This is a genomic window from Herbaspirillum sp. DW155 (assembly GCF_037076565.1).
Lineage (GTDB): Bacteria > Pseudomonadota > Gammaproteobacteria > Burkholderiales > Burkholderiaceae_D > Herbaspirillum.
Genome location: NZ_AP029028.1, coordinates 4,907,453 through 4,926,748 on the forward strand (window position 1 = coordinate 4,907,453; position 19,296 = coordinate 4,926,748).

Annotated in this window: 19 protein-coding genes; 11 read left to right on the top strand and 8 right to left on the bottom strand. The window is 63.9% G+C overall.

Annotated features, from left to right (window positions below; all coding sequences use genetic code 11):
- The first annotated feature begins 33 nt into the window (after nt 1-33).
- Entirely contained in the window at nt 34-897 is an 864-nt protein-coding gene (dapF, locus tag AACH55_RS22370) for a diaminopimelate epimerase (protein ID WP_338716855.1), read from the top strand.
- 91 nt (nt 898-988) lie between these two features.
- Here the strand turns inward: dapF and AACH55_RS22375 are convergent, their stop codons facing one another.
- Nucleotides 989-2,605: a hypothetical protein gene (locus tag AACH55_RS22375; RefSeq protein ID WP_338716856.1), complete on the bottom strand. Its 1,617-nt coding sequence runs from the start codon at nt 2,603-2,605 to the stop codon at nt 989-991.
- A 367-nt stretch (nt 2,606-2,972) separates the two neighbouring features.
- On the opposite strand from AACH55_RS22375, the gene AACH55_RS22380 reads away from it, so the two are divergent.
- The 4 genes from AACH55_RS22380 (at nt 2,973) to AACH55_RS22395 (ending at nt 6,776) form a co-directional block, all read left to right on the top strand.
- Complete coding sequence (locus AACH55_RS22380; RefSeq protein WP_338716857.1) at nt 2,973-4,142, top strand: porin; 1,170 nt, start codon at nt 2,973-2,975, stop codon at nt 4,140-4,142.
- A 249-nt stretch (nt 4,143-4,391) separates the two neighbouring features.
- A complete protein-coding gene (locus tag AACH55_RS22385; protein WP_338716858.1) occupies nt 4,392-5,060 on the top strand; it encodes a DUF484 family protein in 669 nt (222 codons plus the stop codon).
- Nucleotides 5,061-5,094: 34 nt separating this feature from the next.
- Nucleotides 5,095-6,090 (top strand): tyrosine recombinase XerC, encoded by a 996-nt coding sequence (locus AACH55_RS22390; protein WP_338716859.1) that lies wholly within the window; start codon nt 5,095-5,097, stop codon nt 6,088-6,090.
- A 113-nt stretch (nt 6,091-6,203) separates the two neighbouring features.
- A complete protein-coding gene (locus AACH55_RS22395) occupies nt 6,204-6,776 on the top strand; it encodes a transcriptional repressor (protein WP_338716860.1) in 573 nt (190 codons plus the stop codon).
- Between the two features lie 21 nt (nt 6,777-6,797).
- Here the strand turns inward: AACH55_RS22395 and AACH55_RS22400 are convergent, their stop codons facing one another.
- Entirely contained in the window at nt 6,798-7,535 is a 738-nt protein-coding gene (locus AACH55_RS22400) for an HAD-IA family hydrolase (RefSeq protein WP_338716861.1), read from the bottom strand.
- Between the two features lie 96 nt (nt 7,536-7,631).
- Here AACH55_RS22400 and AACH55_RS22405 point away from each other — a divergent pair, with 96 nt between their 5' ends.
- The gene (locus AACH55_RS22405) at nt 7,632-8,534 is read left to right on the top strand and encodes a TraB/GumN family protein (protein WP_338716862.1); all 903 of its coding nucleotides are present in this window, start codon (nt 7,632-7,634) and stop codon (nt 8,532-8,534) included.
- Nucleotides 8,535-8,607: 73 nt separating this feature from the next.
- Here AACH55_RS22405 and argB read toward each other — a convergent pair whose 3' ends face one another.
- The 4 genes from argB to AACH55_RS22425 all read right to left on the bottom strand — a co-directional run bounded on the left by argB (nt 8,608) and on the right by AACH55_RS22425 (nt 12,123).
- Entirely contained in the window at nt 8,608-9,501 is an 894-nt protein-coding gene (argB, locus tag AACH55_RS22410) for an acetylglutamate kinase (RefSeq protein WP_008332843.1), read from the bottom strand.
- A gap of 130 nt (nt 9,502-9,631) precedes the next feature.
- Nucleotides 9,632-10,426, bottom strand: coding sequence for a hypothetical protein (locus tag AACH55_RS22415; protein WP_338716865.1), 795 nt, complete (start codon nt 10,424-10,426; stop codon nt 9,632-9,634).
- 54 nt (nt 10,427-10,480) lie between these two features.
- Nucleotides 10,481-11,284, bottom strand: coding sequence for a type III pantothenate kinase (locus AACH55_RS22420; protein WP_338716866.1), 804 nt, complete (start codon nt 11,282-11,284; stop codon nt 10,481-10,483).
- Nucleotides 11,281-12,123 carry a biotin--[acetyl-CoA-carboxylase] ligase gene (locus AACH55_RS22425; protein WP_338716867.1) on the bottom strand — a complete coding sequence of 281 codons (843 nt, stop codon included), beginning with the start codon at nt 12,121-12,123 and terminating at the stop codon, nt 11,281-11,283. Before AACH55_RS22425 ends, AACH55_RS22420 begins: the two co-directional genes overlap by 4 nt.
- 104 nt (nt 12,124-12,227) lie before the next feature.
- Between AACH55_RS22425 and AACH55_RS22430 the strand changes: the two genes are divergently transcribed.
- From AACH55_RS22430 to AACH55_RS22445, 4 genes are all read left to right on the top strand, one after another.
- On the top strand, nt 12,228-13,379 hold the full coding sequence (locus tag AACH55_RS22430; protein ID WP_338716868.1) for a VanZ family protein: 1,152 nt from the start codon (nt 12,228-12,230) through the stop codon (nt 13,377-13,379).
- A gap of 67 nt (nt 13,380-13,446) precedes the next feature.
- Nucleotides 13,447-13,773, top strand: a complete 327-nt coding sequence (locus tag AACH55_RS22435; protein ID WP_338716869.1) for a (2Fe-2S) ferredoxin domain-containing protein — start codon at nt 13,447-13,449, stop codon at nt 13,771-13,773.
- A gap of 78 nt (nt 13,774-13,851) precedes the next feature.
- On the top strand, nt 13,852-14,514 hold the full coding sequence (locus AACH55_RS22440; RefSeq protein WP_338716870.1) for an alpha/beta hydrolase: 663 nt from the start codon (nt 13,852-13,854) through the stop codon (nt 14,512-14,514).
- Nucleotides 14,515-14,804: 290 nt separating this feature from the next.
- Nucleotides 14,805-15,959, top strand: coding sequence for a D-alanyl-D-alanine carboxypeptidase family protein (locus AACH55_RS22445; protein ID WP_338716871.1), 1,155 nt, complete (start codon nt 14,805-14,807; stop codon nt 15,957-15,959).
- A gap of 140 nt (nt 15,960-16,099) precedes the next feature.
- Here AACH55_RS22445 and ahpF read toward each other — a convergent pair whose 3' ends face one another.
- The gene (gene ahpF, locus AACH55_RS22450; RefSeq protein ID WP_338716872.1) at nt 16,100-17,701 is read right to left on the bottom strand and encodes an alkyl hydroperoxide reductase subunit F; all 1,602 of its coding nucleotides are present in this window, start codon (nt 17,699-17,701) and stop codon (nt 16,100-16,102) included.
- 172 nt (nt 17,702-17,873) lie between these two features.
- Nucleotides 17,874-18,437 (bottom strand): alkyl hydroperoxide reductase subunit C, encoded by a 564-nt coding sequence (ahpC, locus tag AACH55_RS22455; protein ID WP_008332872.1) that lies wholly within the window; start codon nt 18,435-18,437, stop codon nt 17,874-17,876.
- A gap of 347 nt (nt 18,438-18,784) precedes the next feature.
- Between ahpC and AACH55_RS22460 the strand changes: the two genes are divergently transcribed.
- Complete coding sequence (locus AACH55_RS22460) at nt 18,785-19,237, top strand: thioesterase family protein (RefSeq protein WP_338716873.1); 453 nt, start codon at nt 18,785-18,787, stop codon at nt 19,235-19,237.
- Nucleotides 19,238-19,296 lie beyond the last annotated feature (59 nt).

The following is a 19,296-nucleotide window of genomic DNA, read 5'->3' on the forward strand; positions in this document are numbered from 1 at the left end:
TTGAAAAGGGCAGCGCGTACTTATAATGATGCGATGAAAATCAAATTTACCAAGATGCACGGCGCCGGCAACGATTTCGTCGTGCTCGATGCCGTCACCCAGGCCATTTCGCTCACCCCCGCCCAGTGGCAGTTCATCGCCGATCGCCGCTTCGGCATCGGTGCCGACCAGATGCTGGTGGTGGAGAAGGCGCAAGGCGCCGGTGTGGATTTCCGTTATCGCATCTACAACGCTGATGGCGGAGAAGTCGAACAATGCGGCAATGGTGCGCGCGCCTTCGTGCGCTTCGTCACCGAAAAGGGCCTGACCGACAAGCGCGCCATCCGCGTGGAAACCATGTCCGGCGTGATCGAGCCGCGCCTGGAAGAGGATGGCCAGATCACCGTGGACATGGGCGCGCCGATTCTCACGCCCGCCGACGTCCCCTTCGACAGCCGCAATCTGCAGCACCGCAGCCAGGCCGAAGACACGCTCTGGCCGCTGGATGTGGCCGGCAAGACCACGTGGATCTCGGTAGTGTCGATGGGCAACCCGCATGCGGTACAGGTGGTGCAAGACAGCGAAGCCGCCCCGGTACTGGTGGACGGTCCGTTGATCGAGCGCCATGAACGCTTCCCCAAGCGCGTCAATGCCGGCTTCATGCAGGTGGTAGACCGCCACCACATCAATCTGCGCGTCTATGAGCGTGGCGCGGGCGAGACCCTGGCCTGCGGCACCGGGGCCTGTGCGGCGGTGGTGGCGGGTATCCGCCGTGGCTTGCTGGATTCGCCGGTGGCGGTCCAGACCCACGGCGGCGTGCTCAACATCGCCTGGGCCGGGCCGGGTGAACCGGTGATGATGACCGGACCGGCGGTCACCGTGTTTGAAGGCGAAATCGAACTGCCTGATTCGCTCTGATCCCATCGCATATAGAGAAAAAGCGGCTTGCCGGGTTATCGGCAAGCCGCTTTTTCATGGGTAACCGGTAACCGCCCGGCAAGCCTGCGGCTCAGGCAGCCAGATCCTGCGCTTCGGCCTGGTCCTCTTCCTGCGACTGCGGCAAGAGCGTCTTGAGACGGTACAAGCGCTGCCGGTAGTTGCCTTCCGGCCCGGTGGGACCGCAATCCATATCCTCGAAGAGCCGCCCGATGCGGTTGAGCGCACCGCGCTGCTCGCCGGTTTCCACCATGATCAGTCGCCGCTTGCTGCGGGCGTACTGGCTGCGGATGTCCACCATCAGGCAATGCCCGCAATCGGCCTGCTTCAGGTCGATCAGCAGCGCTTCGGGCCGCGTGAGGCCAAACAGCATGGCCAGCTCGATGCGGGCGGCCAGGAAGGGGTGGGCATTGACCTGCTCGCGGCTCATCTGGGCGCGCGCCTGCACGGCCCACCCGGCTGCCTGGGGACGGTCGGCCACCTTGTCCAGCAAGGCCTGCGCCTGGGCCGCGCCCTGGGTCGCAGCCTTTTGCAGCCAGTAAAGGGCACGGACATCGTTGGCGGCATCATCACGGCGGTTGCGCCAGGCGCTCACGCCGCATTCCAGCTGCGCTTCCACGTGCCCCATTTCGGCAGCGCGCTCCAGATAATGCTGCACGTCGGCAAGGTTGCGCTGGGAAAACTCCGGTTTCAGATAGATGCGGGAAAGCACATACCAGGCCGCCGCCATCCCTTGCTCTCCAGCCAGGGTCAGCCAGCGGATGGCCTTCTTGTAATTGGCCGAGCCCTGTCCGGCGAAACGCCGCTCGCCCGCCTCGTCGACCCGCCCGTATAACAGGCCCAGCGCCAGTTGCGCTTCGCGGTCGCAGGCCAGGGCCGCCAGTTCCAGCAATTGCTGGGCCTGCAGGAGATCAGGACGCTTGTCGGCCAGATGCACCTGGGCCAGGCGGCACAGCAACTGGATGTTCTGCGCGCCCAAGGTCGCTGCCAGGGCTTCGGAGGGCGCATTGAGCTGTGCCACCAACTGCTCATGCTGGCGCAGCATGGCATCGGCCAGGGGCTGGGCGCGCCGGCGGAAAGCGTCGAGGTCGGACTGACGCCAGGCGCTATCGGCCAGCGCATGCTGGGCCTGCTCGATGCCGGCATCGGCGGCCTTTTGCGTCCACTGCTGCAGTTGCTCGGGCTGAACTACCGCCGTTACCGCTGGCGGTGCGTCCTCAGCCGTCGGGGCCGGCGCGGCCAGCGGCGCCAGCACACGCTCGCCCTGGCGCGCCAGCAGCCATTGCGCATCCGGATCGCCCTCGCGCGCCACCGCTTCGAGCGCACGCAGGGCGCGGCTCTTCTGCTCGGCGCTGGCCGCGGCCACGCCGGCCGGATGTTCCAGCACCAGGCGTGCCAGGACGAGACCGGCGCGGGTAATGCCATCCTCGAAGGCCCGTTCATACCACTGCGCAGCCTCATGCGGCCTGGCCAGCGGTGTCACGACTTCATAGGGAATATGCTGGGCAATGAGCATCCACGCATCGGCCAGTCCCTGGCGCGCCGCCCGCTCCAGCCAGTGAAAGGCGGTGCCCGGACTTTGGGGCAAACCATTGCCGCCAAACAGGTAACGCTTGCCCAAGCTCAGTTGCGCCTGAGCCTGTCCGGCACGTGCTGCCCGGATGATTGCTAGATCCTCGCGATTGGCCATCCAGCCTCCACATCAGGTCAGAAAGCCAAAATTATGCCGCACAATCGACATTTTTTTAAAAATCCCTCGAAAACTATCGAAATGCATCGTTTTAACAACAAATGCATTGACGAGACGAGGCGGATCAAGTTTTGGCCTGCCGTGCCGTTAATGAGTGACAATCTGCAAGCCAAAATTTGCCTGTCAGGCATTGACGGGCAGGAAAGCGTTTGAAAAAAACAACACTCCCCCAGCGGATTGACGCTTTCAACCAAAATTCCGCCCTCCACGTGACCAATCTGCGGCCACGCCAAATGAGAACCCTTAATGTCTCACCATCCGACCAGAAGTACGGATCCTCAAGACTATTTTTATAGAAGGATGTCAAATGAAAAAATCTCTGCTGGCACTGGCCGTCCTCGGCGCGTTCGCAGGTGCTGCTCAAGCACAAAGCTCCGTTACTATCTACGGTATCGTTGATACCGGTCTGGTTTACACCAGCAAGGCAGTGAACACCTCCACTCTGGGCACCGGCAGCAAGTTCGGTGTGAACTCCGGCGTGATCCAAGGTTCGCGTATCGGCTTCAAGGGCGTGGAAGACCTGGGCGGTGGCCTGTCGGCTGTGTTCCAACTGGAAACCGGCTTCAACAACGACAACGGCGCCCTGAACGGCCAAGATCCTGGTGCGACCAACCTGTTCCGCCGCAAGTCGGTGGTCGGTCTGTCGGGTGGCTTCGGTAGCGTGCTGGTTGGCCGTCAAACCGACTTCGCTGACACCATCTCCGCTTACACCTCGGTGAACGACTTCGGTGGCGTGACCGGCGCTGTTGGCCACAACCTGAACCGCCTGGAAGGTACCCGTACCAACAACTCCATCAGCTACACCACCAACAGCCTGAGCGGCTTCACTGGTAACCTGATCTACGGCTTCGGTGAAACCGCTGGCAAGACCTCCGCTGGCCAATCCTTCGGCATCGGCGGCAAGTACGACAACGGTCCTCTGGGTCTGGGCATCAACTACTACCAGTCCAAGCAAGGCAGCACTCCTTCGGACACCAGCCTGCTGTCGACCGCTACCGCTGCCCAAGCTGGCAACAGCGCCTATAAGGGTCTGAACGTGGTGGCTTCGTACCAGTTCGGTCCGGCCCGCGTGTACGGTAACTACTCGCGCGTCAAGCAAGACCTGAACACCACTACCCCGACCGGCGTCAATGCCAAGACTCTGTCTGCCGCCAACAAGGCCGACATCTATGAAATCGGTACCGCCTACTCCCTGAACCCGTCGCTGAAGCTGCTGGGCGCAGTGACCCACACCCGTGCTGACTTCAACTCGTCCAACAAGGGCAAGCTGACCCAAATCAGCCTGGGTACCGACTACTGGCTGTCCAAGCGTACCGACCTGTACGCATTCGTGGCTAACATCCGCGCAACCGACATGACCAACCCTGGCGTGTTCGGCGATGCAACCGGTACTGCTGCTACCACCGCCCTGCCGGCTATCGGCAACGGCACCGACAGCCAAACCGCTGTTGCAGTTGGTATCCGTCACAAGTTCTAATTCCAGGACCTGAAACCGGCATGAACTTGCCGGGCTCAACCTGAGTTGAACCTGAGTCGTACCGAAGGAGGCCTGCATGAGCAATCATGCAGGCCTCTTTCTTTTGCCCATCCTCTTGACATGCTGCCACCAGGCCGGCCCGACGGCGCCGATGATTGTCAGTGTGTCCGATACCGAGGATAATCTCGCGATACTTCCGGCGCGCCCATTCCCGCGCGCAGCCGGCACTCCAACACAGACCCCGCAACGATGACCACCGAACTGGATTCCAGCCTGATTGCCGACTACCTGCTCGACCACCCTCATTTCTTCGAGGAGCATGCCGAACTGCTTTCGACGGTCAGGCTGACCAGTCCCGTGATGGGCCGCGCCGTATCGCTGCAGGAACGCCAGATGGAAATCCTGCGCGAAAAGATCCGCGTGCAGGAACTGCGCATGGCCGACCTGATGCGTATCGCCCAGGAAAACGACGAGATCACCAGCAAGTTCCAGGCATGGAGCCGCGCCCTGCTGCTCACCCGCGACGCCGCTGACCTGCCGCGCGTGCTGGTATCGCAGCTGCAGGAGATCTTCCACGTGCCGCAAGTGACGGTGCGCCTGTGGAACCTCGGTGCCGACCACGCCGACAGCTGGGCCACGCAAGAAGTCTCGGACGACGCCCGCCTCTTCGCCAACGGTCTCTCGACCCCCTTCTGCGGTCCCAACAAGGATTTCGAAGCAGCCACCTGGCTGGACGATGCCGCTTCCGTGAAGTCAGTCGCCATGCTGCCGCTGCGCGTGGGCGCGGCCCCCGAAGCCTTCGGCCTGCTGGTGCTGGGCTCGCCCGATCCGAACCGCTTCAGCGCCGACATGGGCACCGATTTCCTGACCCGCATCGGTGAAACCGGCAGCGCCGCCCTGGCCTGCCTGCTGCGCTGAGCGGCAGCGGCAGCAGCGGCTGAGGAGCGACCGCATGGATGATGCAGCTGCCCCGGCCTCTTCCCTGATCGCCCAATATCTTTCCTTCCTGCGCAGCCAGCGCAAGCTGTCGCCGCATACGCTCTCCGGCTATGCGCGCGACCTGCAAGAGCTGCGCGCCCTGCTGGCAGTGCCCGGTGCATCGCCGGATGCCGGCGAACCCTTGCTGCAGCAGGTGACCCAGGTGCAGATCCGCAAATGCGCCGCCCGCCTGCATGCGCGCGGGCTCAATGCCCGCTCCATCTCCCGCAAGCTGTCGGCCTGGCGCGGCCTGTTCGCCTGGCTGGCGCTGGAACAGGCGATGCGGGCCAACCCGGTCGATGGCATCAAGCCACCCAAGAAGAGCAAACCCCTGCCCAAGGCCCTGCCAGCCGATGACGCCATCCGACTGGTGTCGCAGGTCGATCCGGCGCGCGATCCGGCGTCCACCCTGGCGGCCTGCAACCGGGCCATGTTCGAGTTGCTCTATTCCAGTGGATTGCGGGTCTCCGAACTGGTGGGCATCGACGTGGCCGATGTGCGCGAAGGCAGTTATGAATCAGCCGGCTGGATCGACCTGGCCGAGGCCGAGGTCACCGTCACCGGCAAAGGCGGCAAGAAGCGCAAGGTCCCGGTGGGCAAGGCGGCCCTGCAGGCCATCAACGATTGGCTGCCCTTGCGCGCCAGCCTGGTCAAGGCCGATGGCGGCACGGATGGGCATGCGCTGTTTCTCAATGAACGTGGCGCGCGCATGTCGCCCAGGGTCACCCAGCTGCGCCTGAATGCCCATGCCAAGGGCGTGGGCATGCCGGCCGACGTGCATCCGCACATGCTGCGCCACTCCTTTGCCTCGCACGTGCTGCAAAGCTCAGGCGATCTGCGTGCGGTGCAGGAAATGCTGGGCCACGCCTCCATCAGCGCCACCCAGGTCTATACCGCGCTGGACTTCCAGCGCCTGGCCCAGGTCTATGACCAGGCCCATCCGCGCGCCCGCAAGAACAGCGGCAAATAGCGCCGGCAGCGCCATGCGCGAGCGCCGGGCCGGCATCGGCTAAAATGGAGGCTTGCGCACGCCCGTGTGATCGTTTTCCCTTGCCAGCCTGGCTGGCCCAACCCAAATCGCCCATGCCGACCATGAAAGCCAAAGCCGCCGAACCCTCCCCCGCCAGCACTGCCGCGCAAGCCGCGTCAGTGGCCGCGCTGGCCGAGGCGCAACTGCGCGAAGCCGGCGTGCGCGTGACGCAAGCCCGGGTCAACGTCCTGGGCGCGCTACTGGAAACCCGTAGTGCCGCCTCCCACCAGGATATCCAGGACCGCTTCGCCGACATGGATCGGGTGACCCTCTACCGTGCCCTGGATTGCCTGACCGAAGCCGGCCTGGCGCACAAGATTTCCAGCGACGACCGCATCTTCCGCTACAGCGCCGGCACCGATCAGGCCGAGCACGGCCTGCACGATCATTCACAAGGCAAGCAGCATCAGCACGGCCACTTCAAGTGCACCCGCTGTCATCGGGTGTTCTGTCTGGATGCCAGCGATGGCACCGATTTCCTGGCCACCGTGCTGCCCGAGGCCGAGCGCCACCGTTCCACCGCCGCGCAACTGCAGTCGGCGCTGCGCAAGACCCTGGGCAAGGGCTTCCAGAGTCACGAAGTGGAACTGACCATCAAGGGCTGGTGCGCTGATTGCGCTGACTGATTTTTGACAATTACCTTCACCTCAGCGTGCAGCCCCCAGCGCTGCAAGCCGCCGCGGTAACTGCCGCACTGAACGAACCTTCACATCGACAAAACCCGGCAAGCGGCTCAGCACGCGCTGCCCGCCGATATGCCCGAGCAGCGCCTGGCTACCGCGCAGGTACTGGGTCACCCAGGCCGTGCGCACTCCGAGTTCACGGGCGCTCTTGAGGTTATCCACCGTATCTTCCACCAGGATGCAGCGATGCGGCGCCACCTTGTGCCGCGCCAGCAGCCTGCGCAACATGATGCGCGAGGGCTTGGGACGCAGCTGGCGATGCACGTGCATGGATTCGATGGAGATGTGATGCGAGAAATGCCGGTGCAGGCCCAGGTGCCGTACCAGCTCGCGCGAATAGCGGCGCGGGGCATTGGTCAGCAGGATCTTCTGCCCCGGCAGTTGCGCGAGCCAGCGCCCGATGCCGCGCTCGGCCCGCACCATGCCGGGCAGGTCATCGAAGAGATGCGCCTCATGCAGGAATTCGTCCACCGCCAGGCCGTGATGGCGCACCAGACCCAGCAGGGTCGCACCATAGAGCTTCCAGTAATGCCGCCGCAGGTAATTGACCGCCGCCTCATCGCTGGGCCGGCCATCATTGTCCAGCACGCGCTTGATGATGCGGTTCATGTTGCTATTGATGGCGGGGAAGATCGCGTGCGAAGCGTTGTGCAGGGTATTGTCGAGATCGAACAGCCAGAGCGGTGTAGTATTGGACGCCATAAAAAAGACCGGCGCGCCGCCAGGACCGGGGCGCACCTTCAGCAAGCAAGGAAAGAAAGGCCAGCAGTGACCCGATTGATGCAACGCTTGATTATAGTGAGTTTGACCTGGCTGTCCTGCCTGAACCTGCTGGCGCCGGCCCGTGCGGCCAGCACCACCCAACTCCCCTCGTCGGCGCCACCCCACGGCGCGCTTTACCAGATCTCCGACGGGCAGCACACACTGCTGCTGTTTGGCACCATCCATGTCGGCGCCCCGGATTTTTATCCGCTGGAACCGACGCTGCAACAGGCCCTGGCCGATACCCCCGTACTGGCGCTGGAACTGGACCCGGAGAACGCAGTGGCCATGCAAAACGCCGTGCAGCGCTACGCGGTCTATCCCGCCGGGCAGCATCTGCTGGACCAGTTCGACCCGGCGCTGCGCCAGCGCACCGAGGCCGCCTTGCGGCGTTTCGGCATGCCTGCCGCGAAGGTGCAGCAGATGCGTCCCTGGATGCTGGCGATGGTCCTGAGCGTGCAGGAGTATGTGCGCCACGGCTATCGTACCGACCTGGCCGTGGATAACCACCTGGCCCAGACCGTGCGCGCCCACGGCGGCCGGATTGTCGAACTGGAAGGTGCCCAGCGCCAGATGAGCCTGTTCAGCCAGTTGACCCCGGCACAGCAGGCGCAATTCCTGTCCGACACCCTGCAGGAGCTGGACGATGCCGACCTCACCCGCAAGCTGGACCGCCTGGTCGACGCCTGGCGCGGCGCCGACAGCGCCGGCTTTGCCACCGCCTTGCAGGAGATGCAGCACGACCACAGCTTCACCAGCCGCTTCGCGGTGGACACGCTACTGCGCAAACGCAATCCGGGTCTGGCCGCCGGCATCGCCGAACTGCTCAGGGAGCAGGACCAGGCGGTGGCGGCCATCGGGATTCTGCATCTGGTCGGCCCCGACAGCGTGCCGGTCTTGCTGGGCAAGAGGGGATTGCAGGTCAGACAACTCTATTGAAAACGCTGTGGATAAACAAAAAGGGATGAGCGCAAACTCATCCCTTTTTCGTCGTCCCTGCCCGGCAGTCCGATCAGTGCGAACGGATCATGGTCCCGAAAGCCTGTTCGGTCAGCACTTCCAGCAGCAGCGAGTGTTCGATGCGGCCGTCGATGATGTGCACCGTGTTCACGCCCGACTTGGCCGCGTCCAGGGCCGAGGAAATCTTGGGCAGCATGCCGCCGGAGATGGTACCGTCGGCGAACATCTCGTCGATCTCGCGCGCCGACAGGTCGGTCAGCAGGTTACCGGCCTTGTCCTGCACGCCGGCGATGTTGGTCATCATGATCAGCTTTTCGGCATGCAGGATCTCGGCGATCTTGCCGGCCACCACGTCGGCATTGATGTTGTAGGCCTGGCCATCGTCGCCGAAACCGATGGGCGAGATGATGGGGATGAAGGCATCATCCTGCAGCGCCTTGACCACCGCCGGGTTGATCGCCTCGATCTCGCCCACGTAGCCGATGTCGAGGAAGGCGCCGGGATGTTCCTTGTCCGGCATCTGCATCTTGCGCGCGCGGATCAGGCCGCCATCCTTGCCGGTCAGGCCCACCGCCTGGCCGCCGTAGTGATTGATCAGCATCACGATGTCCTGCTGCACTTCACCGCCCAACACCCATTCCACCACTTCCATGGTTTCTTCATCGGTAATGCGCATGCCCTGAACGAAGGTACCCTGCTTGCCGATCTTCTTGAGCGCCGCATCGATCTGCGGGCCACCACCGTGGACCACCACCGGATTCATGCCGACCAGCTTCAACAGGATCACGTCGCGGGCGAAGCCGTGCTTCAGGCTTTCTTCGGTCATCGCGTTGCCGCCGTACTTGACCACGATGGTCTTGCCGTGGAATTTGCGGATGTACGGCAGCGCCTCGGCCAGGATTTCGGCTTTGATCTGGGGGGCTACGTGGGTCAGGTCGGTGGTCATGGCAATGTCCTGTCGATGCGATGAGGAAAAAGTGATGGGGTGATGCGTTAGGGACGCGATTTTACATGGAAAGCCGCCCGGCTTCGCACTGCAACATGCGGCGTGTCCGATCCAGACAACGCCGCCGCGCTCAGGCGCTGCAGGCGCGGATTTCCTGATCCGGGAAGGCGCTCTTGATGTTCTCCAGGGCGGTGCGCGCCTCCGGGCTCAGGTCACGCAGCTGGAAGACCTGCTTGCCGGCCCCGGAACGGCGCGCAATGATGCGGGCGCTGCGCACGCCGCGCGAGATCAGCTGGCCCACATAGGCCTTGGCCGCGTCCTCGGTACGGAAAATGCCCAGCGAGATGCCATAACGCAGTGCCGGATTGGGGAAACTGTCGGGAATCACATAGAAATCGCCAATACCCAGCCGGCGCAGCTCGGCCACGCGGCGGTCGGCCCCTTCGCGGCCCCCTTCGGGCGGGATGTAGACCATGTGGCTGGTCACGTCCTGGGTCAGCTTCTGGACCACCTTGTCGCCCAGCCTGAGGGAGGCCAGCTGGTCCGAGAAGCGGCGCGCATCGGCCACGGTGAAGTTGCCTACTTCGGTACAGGAGGGCGTGACGGGGGCGGCCTGCGGGGCCGCAGCCACCGCAGCCGGCGTGGCTGCGGCTGCCGACTGTGATCCCGGGGCTGCAGGCGGGGCCACCGCCGCATTACCCGCCTCGGCGCTGGCGACCTGGGCCGTGGTAGGCTGGGGCCGTGCTTGCGAGGCCAGTTTTTCGCTGTTGGCCGGCAGCAGGCTCAGCAATTCGGGCCGCAATTGCTCGGCCAGGCGCTGGGGTTCACGGCGTTCTGTGGCGTTGGCGCCGAAATAGCCGCGCGACAGTCCGAACAGGACTACGTTACCCACCAGCAACAGCCAAAAAAGCAGTTTCAGCTTCATCCGCGCCCAGTCTTCCTTGCCGTGTTTGATTTGCCTGCCTGCATGGACAGGCGTTCAGCGTCCATGGTTCATGGCCGCATACAGGCCAATGAGCACCAGATTATCCACTTTTTCCAGCGGTGTATCGCCCAGCGCCAGATAAGGCGCCAGCAACACGCCCGCCCCACCGGCCAGCAAGCAGCGCAGCGCGGCGCCGGGATGCAGGCGGCGCCGTTCGGCCAGGGCATGCTCGATGGCCCCGACCTGGGCCGCGATGCAGCCGGCGACGATGGCGTCGACCGTATTGTCGGCAAACAGGCGTTCGGGCGGTGCAGCGCCATCGATGCGGGGCAGCTGGGCGGTATTCAAGGCCAGCGACGTGGCCATGGTGCCGAAGCCCGGCAGGATCATGCCGCCCTCGAAAACACCGCCGGCAGTGACCAGATCGATGGTGGTGGCCGTGCCGCAGGTCGCCACCAGCAGTTCCTGTCCCGGAAACAGCGCGCGCGCCCCGATGGCCGCCGCAAAGCGGTCGCAGCCGAGCTGGCCGGGATGGCGATAGCCATTGCGCAGGCCGGCGCGCTCAGGGGTGGAGGCAAACCATTCGATCACCGCGCGCGGCCCGAACACCGTATGCAGGATGGCCTGCAGGCTCTCCCGCAGGGCCGTTCCGGCGACGTTGGACACGCAGACCTGCAGGTCCGCCGCAGGTGCCAGCTGGCTGGCCAGTGCCGCCCAATCCTGCGCCAGTGCCTGCACCCCGGCGCGTTCCACCGCCCCTTGCTGCAACCACCGCACGGGCAGCGCGGCGGCCTCACCGGCAGCGGCCGCGAGCGCCCACTTGATGCGGGTATTGCCGGCGTCGATCAGCAGCATCATGCGTCTTGCAGGCGCAGCGACACATCGCCGGCCAGGATCTCGACCTGTCCGGCCTCGGTATCCATGAGGAAGCGGCCCATCATGTCCACCCCGACGGCCGTGCCTTCCTGCAGCACGCGGCCGTTGTCGACGATCTTGACGGACTGGCCGGCATAGGCGTGGAAGGCCTCCCAGCGCTTGACGAAGGCCCCGAAGCCGCGCGCCTCGAATTCCTCCAGCACGCCCGCCAGCGCGCTGGCAATGATGGCCAGCACGGTCTCGCGCGGCACCTTCTGCAGTTCGGGAGCGGCGCCGATGGCGCGCTGGAGTTCATCTTCCAGGCCCGCCGGCGCGGCCAGATTCAGGCCGATCCCGATCACGGCCCAGGTGGCCTCGGCGCGGCCGCCATCGGCGGCGGTCTCGATGAGGATGCCCGCCAGCTTGGCGCCATCCCGCAAGACATCATTGGGCCACTTCAGCTGCGGCCGGATGCCAAAGACTTCCAGCGCCTCGGCCAATGCCACGCCGACGGCCAGCGGCAAACCCAGCAAGGCATGGGTGGGGCGCTGCAGGCGCCAGGCCAGCGAAAAAGTCAGCGAATCTTCAGGAACGGCGTGCCAGGGACGGCCGGCGCGGCCGCGGCCGGCGGTCTGGCGGTCGGCCACCAGCAGCAGCGGACGCTCCAGGGTAGACAGGCGCTGCATCAGGTCGACGTTGGTGGAGCCGGTCTGGGCCACTGCTTCGACATCGATGCGTTGCTGGCCCTGGCTGTCGGAACCAGCCAGGAGCATGCCGATGCGCTCCGGGCGCACCAGCGGCGCCGGCTCAGGCTCGGCGGACAGGGGGAAAGTCAGTCTCATGCTGCGCATTGTAACGGCAGACTGTGCCCGCGCGGGCTGCGGCCAAAGGTAAAGGCGGCTGACAGCCGGCGCCATCCGGCCTGAAATCGGTTAACCTCTGGCCCATGCCTGCCCCCTCCGACTCCCGCCCCGAGCCTCCCGCCACCCCGGCCAGTGCGCCGCTGGCGTCCTCGTTTGCGCGCGTGAGCCTGCTGCTCTATACGCTGCTGATCGTCTACGCCAGCTGGTATCCCTTCTCCGGCTGGCGCGACATGGGCATCAGACCCTTCGATTACCTGGGCGCGCGGCTGCCTTATTACTGGACGGTCTTCGACGTCTGGACCAACGTGGCCGGCTACGTCCCGCTGGGCCTGCTGCTGGTGCTGGCGCTGCATCCGCATCTGCGCCCCTGGTGGGCGGTGTGGCCGGCCACGCTGGCCGGGGTGCTGCTGTCTGCCTGCATGGAAGCGGTCCAGACCTACCTGCCCTCGCGCGTGCCCTCCAACCTGGACCTGCTGACCAATTCCCTGGGCGTAGTGCTGGGCGCCCTGCTGGGCGCGGCCTGCAGCCGCACCTTCCTGCACGAGAGCCGCTTTTTGCTGCTGCGCCGGCGCTGGTTCTCCAGTGAGGCCAGCCGGGGGCTGGTCGTGTCCGGACTGTGGCCGCTGGCGCTGATCTATCCGCAGAACCACCTGTTCGGCCTGGGGCATCTGGTGCCGCCATTGTCGGCCTTCTTCTCCGATCTCCTTGATACCCCCATCGATCTGGCCACTGCCTGGCTCAACAGTGCGCAGCCCAGCGCCGAGCAATACTGGCTGGCCGACGTCATCGTCACCGCCTGCGGGCTGACCGGTGCGGCCCTGCTGACACTGCTGCTGTTGCGCCGACAGGCCCCGCGGCGGCGCCTGCTGGCGCTTTACCTGCTGGCCTGCATCGCCACCAAGTCGCTGGCCTGCGCGCTCTTCTTCGCACCGCAGAACGCCTTCGTGTGGATTTCGCCCAGCGCCGTGGGCGGCATCATGCTGGGCACGATGATGATCGCGGGACTGGCGTGGGCGCCGCCCACGGCGCAGCGGCGGGTGGCGGCGCTGGCGCTGATCGTGAGCCTGGTGGTGACCAATGCGGTGCCGGCCAACCCCTATTACCTCTCCACGCTGGAAACCTGGGTACAGGGCAAATTCCTCAACTTCGACGGCGCCGCGCAGTTCCTGTCGGTGCTGTGGCCCTTCCTGGCGCTCTGGTTCCTGTTCCACCCGGTGCACCGCAGGCAAAGCTGACCGGGGTGTATCATTGACGTTTCGCCGGCCCGCGCCGGCATCATCGCCACTCTCCACAGGCCATTCCATGAGCGATCAAGATAAGCCCTTCTACGAACATCACGTCTTCTTCTGCCTGAACCAGCGCCAGCCCGGCGAACGTACCTGCTGTGCCGACAAGGGCGCGCAGGCCGCCCAGGAACACGCCAAGAAACGCATCAAGCAACTGGGCCTGTCCGCCCCCGGCAAGGTGCGCATCAACAAGGCCGGCTGCCTGGAGCGCTGCGAAGAAGGTCCGGTGGTGGTGATCTACCCGCAAGGCACCTGGTACACCTATGTCGACAAGGAAGACATCGACGAGATCATCGACAGCCACATCGTCGGCGGCAAGGTCGTGGATCGCCTGAAAATATGACGATATGAACGTCTGATCACCCTGCGGCCCCGCAGGCCGCTTGCAGCAAGCTTCTCCTCATTCGTTTCCCGGCAAGCCATGAACGTACACACCCAAAACTTCCAAATCGCCGGCGCCGTCGGCCAGCTCGACTGCGCGCTGGACCTGCCCGATCCGGAACTCTTCGCCGCGCCGGTCGGACTGGCGCTGGTGGCGCATCCGCATCCGCTCTATGGCGGCACCATGGACAACAAGGTCGCGCAAACCCTGGCCCGCACCTTCCTGGCGCTGGGCTACGTGGCGGTGCGCATGAATTTCCGTGGCGTGGGCAAGTCCGAAGGCGTGCATGACCACGGCGCCGGCGAGACCGACGACATGGCCCTGCTGCTGCAGCACATGCGCACCCGCTATCCCGACCTGCCGCTGGCATTGGGCGGCTTCTCCTTCGGTACCTTCGTGCAGGCGCAATTGCAGCAGCGCCTGCTGCAGCAGGATCCCGCCTCGGCCGCCGAGCGCCTGGTGCTGGTGGGTACCGCCGCCGGCAAGTGGCCCATGCCGCCGGCACCGGCCAATACCATCCTGATCCACGGCGAGCAGGACGACACCATTCCCCTGTCGGCCGTGCTCGACTGGGCGCGGCCGCAGGAGCTGCCGGTGGTGGTGATTCCGGGCTCGGATCACTTTTTTCACCGCAAGCTGCAACATATCAAAAATGTCGTGGTCGAAAGCTGGCATCGCCGCCCGGCGCAGCTTCAGGCATGAACGTTTCCAGCAAGTCCGACGTCCATCCAGAAGCCATGGCGGCGCTGTGCGAGGCACGCAGAGAACGCCGTGCCGGTATCGTGAGGGGATTTTCGGGGATGAAGATTCATTCAATTGGGAACGATACCGCATGACGTTTTATAATTCAGTGCGACCAGCTCGATCGGTGCTCCGTGCGCCTTTGCGGGCTGTTCTCACCGATTGAACCAGACTGATCCGCCCTGCCTCACCCTCTTTTCAAACCAACAGCTACGATGTTCCCCCGTGCTGGCAATTTTTCTTAGGCACCGATGAAAAAGCTTCTCGCGGCATTCGCCGCAACCGTCCTATCTCTTTCCGCCCTAACCGCCTCCGCCCAAACCCTGCCGCCGCCGACCGTGGCGGCCAAGAGCTGGCTGCTGCTGGACGCCTCGGCCAACCAGGTGATCGCCTCCAGCGAGCCCGACATGCGTGTGGAACCGGCTTCGCTGACCAAGCTGATGACCGCCTACCTGGCCTTCGCCGCCCTGCGCGACAAGCGCCTGAGCCTGGAACAGGAAGTGAACGTTTCCGTCAACGCCTGGAAGGTCGATCCGAGCAGCTCCAAGATGTTCATCGAGCCCAACAAGCCGGTCTCCATCGACAACCTGCTCTATGGCCTGATCTCGGTGTCGGGCAACGATGCGGCCGTAGCCGTGGCCGAAGCGGTCTCCGGTACCGAAGACGCGTTCGTGCAGCTGATGAATCGTGAGGCGCAGCGTCAGGGCCTGACCAATACCCACTTCAGCAACCCGCACGGCCTGCCCAGCCCGGATACCTATACCACTGCGCGTGACCTGTCGATCCTGTGCCGCAACCTGATCAACGACTTCCCCGACTACTACAAGCGCTATTACTCGGTGAAGAAGTTCACCTACAACAACATCACCCAGCCCAACCGCAACCGCCTGCTGTGGCTGGACCCGACGGTGGACGGCATGAAGACCGGCCACACCTCCAGCGCCGGCTATTCGCTGATCACCTCGGCGCACCGTCCGGTGCCCAATGGCGAGCGCCGCCTGATCTCGGTGGTGATCGGTACCGTCTCCGACCAGGTGCGTACGCAGGAAAGCCAGAAGCTGCTGAACTGGGGCTTCCAGAACTTCGACGCCGTGAAGCTGTACGCCAAGGGCCAGGCCGTGGATACGCCGGACGTGTGGAAGGGTTCGCAGAGCAAGATCAAGGTCGGTTTCAAGAATGATGTCTACATCACCATTCCCAAGGGAACGGCTGACAAGGTGAAGACCAAGCTGGAACGCAATGATCCGCTGATCGCCCCGATCTCGGAAAACGCCAAGGTCGGCACCCTGAAGGTGACCATCGATGACAAGACCGTGGCCGAACTGCCGGTGATCGCACTGGAATCGGTGGGTCCGGCAGGCTTCATCGGCCGTGCCTGGGATTCGCTGCGCTTGATGTTCAAGTAAGCGCCACGCGGCTGTATCTGCTGCCTGCAGCAAAACGCCATCGGGAAACCGATGGCGTTTTTTTATTCCCTTGTGCGTGCTTCCTGCGCGCAAAAAAACGCCACCGGCTCAGCGGTGGCGTTTCAATCTACTGAGCTGGCTCAGGCAGCAACCGCTTCCTTTGCCACCGCCGGCGCCGCGTCATCGGCCGACGAACGGATCAGGTGATCGAAGGCCGACAGCGCCGCCGTAGCACCCGCACCCACGGCGATGACGATCTGCTTGTACGGCACGGTGGTCACGTCGCCCGCTGCGAAGACACCCGGAATCGAGGTCTGACCCTTGGCATCGATCTCGATCTCGCCGTGCTTGGACAGCGCCAGGGTACCCTTGAGCCATTCGGTATTGGGCACCAGGCCGATCTGGACGAACACGCCTTCCAGCGCCACGTGCCTGATCTCGCCGGTATCCCGTTCCTTGTAGCTGATGCCGTTGACGCGCTGGCCGTCGCCGGTGATCTCGGTAGTCTGCGCCGAGGTCACGATGGTCACGTTGGGCAGGCTCTTGAGCTTGCGCACCAGCACCGCATCGGCCTTGAGTTCAGCCGCGAACTCGATCAGGGTCACATGGGCGACGATACCGGCCAGGTCGATGGCCGCTTCCACGCCCGAGTTGCCGCCACCGATCACCGACACGCGCTTGCCCTTGAACAGCGGACCATCGCAGTGCGGGCAATAGGCCACACCCTTGTTCTTGTATTCCTGCTCGCCCGGCACGTTGACGTTGCGCCAGCGGGCACCGGTGGAGAGGATCACGGTCTTGCCCTTCAACACGCCGCCATTGGCCAGCTTCACTTCGATCAGCTTGTCGCCCGGCACCAGGGCTTCGGCGCGCTGCACGTTCATGATGTCGACGTCATAGGCCTTCACGTGCTGTTCCAGCGCGGTCGCGAATTGCGGGCCTTCGGTTTCCTGCACCGAGATGAAGTTCTCGATGGCCAGGGTATCGAGCACCTGGCCGCCGAAACGCTCGGCCACCACACCGGTGCGGATGCCCTTGCGCGCTGCATAGATGGCAGCCGCTGCACCGGCCGGGCCACCGCCGACGATGAGGACATCGTACGGCTCCTTGGCGCTCAATTCTTCACCCTTGCGGGCAGCGGCACCGGTGTCGAGCTTGGCGAGGATCTCTTCCACGCCGGTACGGCCCTGGCCGAAGACTTCACCGTTCATATAGACGGTAGGCACGGCCATGATCTGGCGCTGCTCGACTTCGCCCTGGAACAGCGCGCCGTCGATGGTCACCGACTGGATGCGCGGGTTGATGATGGACATCACGTTAAGCGCCTGCACGACTTCCGGGCAGTTCTGGCAGGTCAGCGAGACGTAGGTCTCGAAACGGTAGTCGCCGTCCAGGTTCTTGATCTGTTCGATCACCTTGTCGTCGAGCTTGACCGGGTGGCCGCCCACTTGCAGCAGGGCCAGCACCAGGGAGGTAAATTCGTGGCCCATCGGGATCGCGGCGAATTCGACGCTGATGTTGGTCCCGGGGCGGTTCAGTTTGAAGGACGGGGTACGCGCGTCCTTGCTGGTGCCGCGATGTTCGACCAGGCTGATGCGGTCGGACAGCAGCACGATGTCTTGCAGGAGTTCCTGCATCTCACGGGATTTGGCGCCATCATCGAGCGACGCGACGATCTCGATCGGGTGGCTGACCTTTTCCAGATAGGCCTTCAATTGGGTCTTGAGATTGGCATCAAGCATGATGATTACTTCCTCGTTGAGAGATTCAAGATCGCCCTGACCACGGCCTTGCCCTTGTGGGGATCAGCCGCTTGCCCGGGGGGAGAGCCGGTCAGGACGGGTACTGCGGGATGTTCAGTGCAGCGCCAGCCGGAGAACAGCGCTTGGCTGGCGCGATACGGCGGGGTGTTGCTTAGATCTTGCCGACCAGATCCAGCGAAGGCTTCAGGGTGGCAGCGCCTTCTTCCCACTTGGCGGGGCAGACTTCGCCCGGGTGCGAGGCGACGTACTGGGCGGCCTTGACCTTGCGCAGCAGTTCCGAAGCGTCACGGCCGATGCCGTTGTCATGCACTTCCATGACCTTGATTTCGCCTTCCGGATTGATCACGAAGGTGCCGCGCAGGGCCAGGCCTTCTTCTTCGATCAGCACTTCGAAGTTGCGTGCCAGGGTGGCAGTCGGGTCGCCAACCAGCGGGTATTGCACCTTCTTGATGGCTTCCGAAGTGTCGTGCCATGCCTTGTGGGCGAAGTGGGTGTCGGTGGACACGCCGTAGATTTCAACGCCCAGCTTCTTGAATTCAGCGTAGTTGTCGGCCAGATCTTCCAGCTCGGTCGGGCACACGAAAGTGAAGTCGGCCGGGTAGAACACGAACACGGACCACTTGCCCTTCAGGGTTGCTTCGGTGATGTCGACGAACTTGCCATCGTGGTAAGCGGTTGCCTTGAACGGCTTGATAGTGGTGTTGATCAGGGACATGTCGATTTCCTTTTAAAGGGGGTTGAGTGAAGCGATGGGATGCATAGTAGAACGCCAAACAAAATAGATCAATTTTATTTAATCAATACTTTTGATTGGATTTAACTATCGCACTTGGGGATCAGGCTATCGGCAGCGCCGGCGACCACAACAACAGCGCGGTCACCCGAAATACATGGCACCGGCTGGTGCAGATGCAAGCACGGCACTGGCCAATCTCCCGTCGTGATCGCTTAAGATGGGGCACCTCCGGCAGCGGGTGCTACCGGAAGTGGGAGCAATGTTACTGCAAGCACGCCGTTCTTGTGCAAGCGCACAAGCTGACCAATCCTGACCCTGATGAACCAATGAGCGAGCACCGTCCCCAACCCGGCCGCCGCGCCGATTTCCTGCATTTCCACCCGATCCCGACGCGCTGGATGGACAACGATGTCTATGGTCACGTCAACAATGTGGTCTATTACAGCTGGTTCGATACGGCAGTGAACCATTATCTGGTCGAGCGCGGCGTGCTGGACATCGAACGGGGAGAGGTAATCGGGCTGGTCATCGAGACACAGTGCAACTATTTCGCCTCGGTGGCCTTCCCCGACCAGATCGAGGTGGGCGTGCGGGTAGCGCATCTGGGGCGCAGCAGCGTGCGCTATGAGCTGGGCATCTTCAAGGGCGGCACGGACACTGCTGCCGCGCAAGGCCACTTCGTGCATGTGTACGTGGATCGCGCCAGTCGGCGGCCAGTGGCGCTGCCCGATGCTCTGCGCGAAGCGCTCATGCCGCTGAGCTTGCTGATGCCGGGGTGATTCGGGCAAAACCCGCGCGCCACCCAAAAGAAAACGCCCACCGCATCTCTGCGGCGGGC